Genomic DNA, 1,569 nt, shown 5'->3' on the forward strand with positions numbered 1-1,569 from the left:
GGTTTCCCCCTACGAATCCATCGATTCCAGAAAACTCCACGAAGCCGCCGACCGCGCGCTCGACCATTACCTCTGTCCGCCCGGTTCCACGCCGCCCCCACGTAAAAACCGTGGGATGTATGCCGTGACGGCGGACAACAAAACCGAAGAACTGCTGGTCGATGCCAGTGCAACACTCGCTTCGGCCAAAACCATCGTCCAGAACGTCTCCAGCCTGTTGCCGGCATCGCAGCGCCATGCGCTGGCGGGGATTGCGCAGTTGATCATGCTCGGGGAATTGGCGGTGAATCGGGCTCTGGATAATCTGCAATTGCCGGAGTGATGCGGGTGTCGGGATCACCTGGTGATTGATCGGGTGTTCATTCTGGCGCTTTCGCGAGCAAGCTCGCTCCCACAGGGTTTTATGCTGATGGCAGATGTTGTGTACGACGCTGAAACCTGTGGGAGCAGTTGATTATTACTGTGCCGTCTTCGTGTGGTTATTGAGTCGCTTCAGGGCATTCGCGGGTCCATCGCGTCACCGTCATGTCATTGAATTGCTCACCGAGGGTATCGACGCGTAGGCAAGTTCCTTTCTTCGCGTAGTACAAGATGCAGCGCGAGCTTTCAAACGAGCAGGTGTCCAGTTCGAAGAACTTGTGTGCAGCCAGCTCCTTTTCCACACCACTGTATTCATAACCGTCGGTGGTGTGCATCCGCGTCGGCTTCCATCCTTGTTTGACGAGCTTGGACTTGGCCGCAGCCAAACGCTCACCGACGACAATGCCTGCTGGCCCGCGCTTTTCGTGTGACGCCTGTGAGCCACCGGCAAACGCTGCGCTGATACCCATGCAATAAACTGCGACAAGTACGAGGGTTGAGGCCTTCATTGGACAGCTCCTCCGCAGATTTGTAGGTCGATAAAAAGTCTGGATACTCGGCGTAAGGTTGCGGAGGATAGTGATTCTTCTTGCCTGGACCTTCGGGAAGCGCCGCCCACTTTGTTGTCGATTTCTGGTTTCAATCCTTTTCAGGGCATTTGAAATTCCAGGAATAAATTTTCATGTCTTTGACTTCTTCGCCGACAGTTCCTACACCTAAACAATCTCCGTTCTTGATGTAGTTGAAGCTGCAGAAACGGGCGCCCTCCGTGCAAGACTCGATTTCATTGAAGCCTTTTCTTTGGATGACGTTTTCAACCCCGAACTCACCTGAGTAGGACGGATTCGGCTTCCAGCCATTTTTGATCAAAGCTTTTCGGGCTTTCGAAAATGGCATTCCCTCTTTGATAGGAACGTCTGCTGCGCTTGAGAATAAACTGACGCAACATAAAAGGCTGATGGCTAATATTTTTAGTTTCATTTAACAGTACCGCCAAAAATCTACCGTCCATGTACATTTGCGTCGCACAGAATGCCTGAGGCAAAAGTAGCGCTCAACATTTCCTACAGTCCTTTGATTGACTGTTGGTGAGTGGCTTATGTCGAGTCGCTCGCAATGCCTTTACGCCCCGACTGGGTTTACGTTTTGTGCGCGGGAAAAATTGCCGGTAATGGGGCAGATTTGTTTAAGTGGGGAGGAGCCGCAGTA

At 52.3% G+C, this 1,569-nt stretch carries 3 protein-coding genes; 1 reads left to right on the plus strand and 2 read right to left on the minus strand.

Features of this window, described 5'->3' with window-relative positions:
* The coding region (locus tag AC1DVF_RS29185) for a DUF6124 family protein (protein ID WP_477783626.1) at positions 1–322 on the plus strand (322 nt) is incomplete at its 5' end.
* A 157-nt stretch (positions 323–479) separates the two neighbouring features.
* Here AC1DVF_RS29185 and AC1DVF_RS29190 read toward each other — a convergent pair.
* A complete protein-coding gene (locus tag AC1DVF_RS29190; RefSeq protein WP_477783627.1) occupies positions 480–869 on the minus strand; it encodes a hypothetical protein in 390 nt (129 codons plus the stop codon).
* 130 nt (positions 870–999) lie between these two features.
* Positions 1,000–1,341, minus strand: a complete 342-nt coding sequence (locus AC1DVF_RS29195; RefSeq protein ID WP_240049795.1) for a hypothetical protein — start codon at positions 1,339–1,341, stop codon at positions 1,000–1,002.
* Positions 1,342–1,569 lie beyond the last annotated feature (228 nt).

The organism is Pseudomonas sp. P4_D7, assembly GCF_056401755.1.

Excerpts from the sequence above, each read along its gene's own strand:
- AC1DVF_RS29190 (WP_477783627.1), bottom strand. The coding sequence starts at position 869 with ATGAAGGCCTCAACCCTCGTACTTGTCGCAGTTTATTGCATGGGTATC.
- AC1DVF_RS29195 (WP_240049795.1), bottom strand. The coding sequence starts at position 1,341 with ATGAAACTAAAAATATTAGCCATCAGCCTTTTATGTTGCGTCAGTTTA.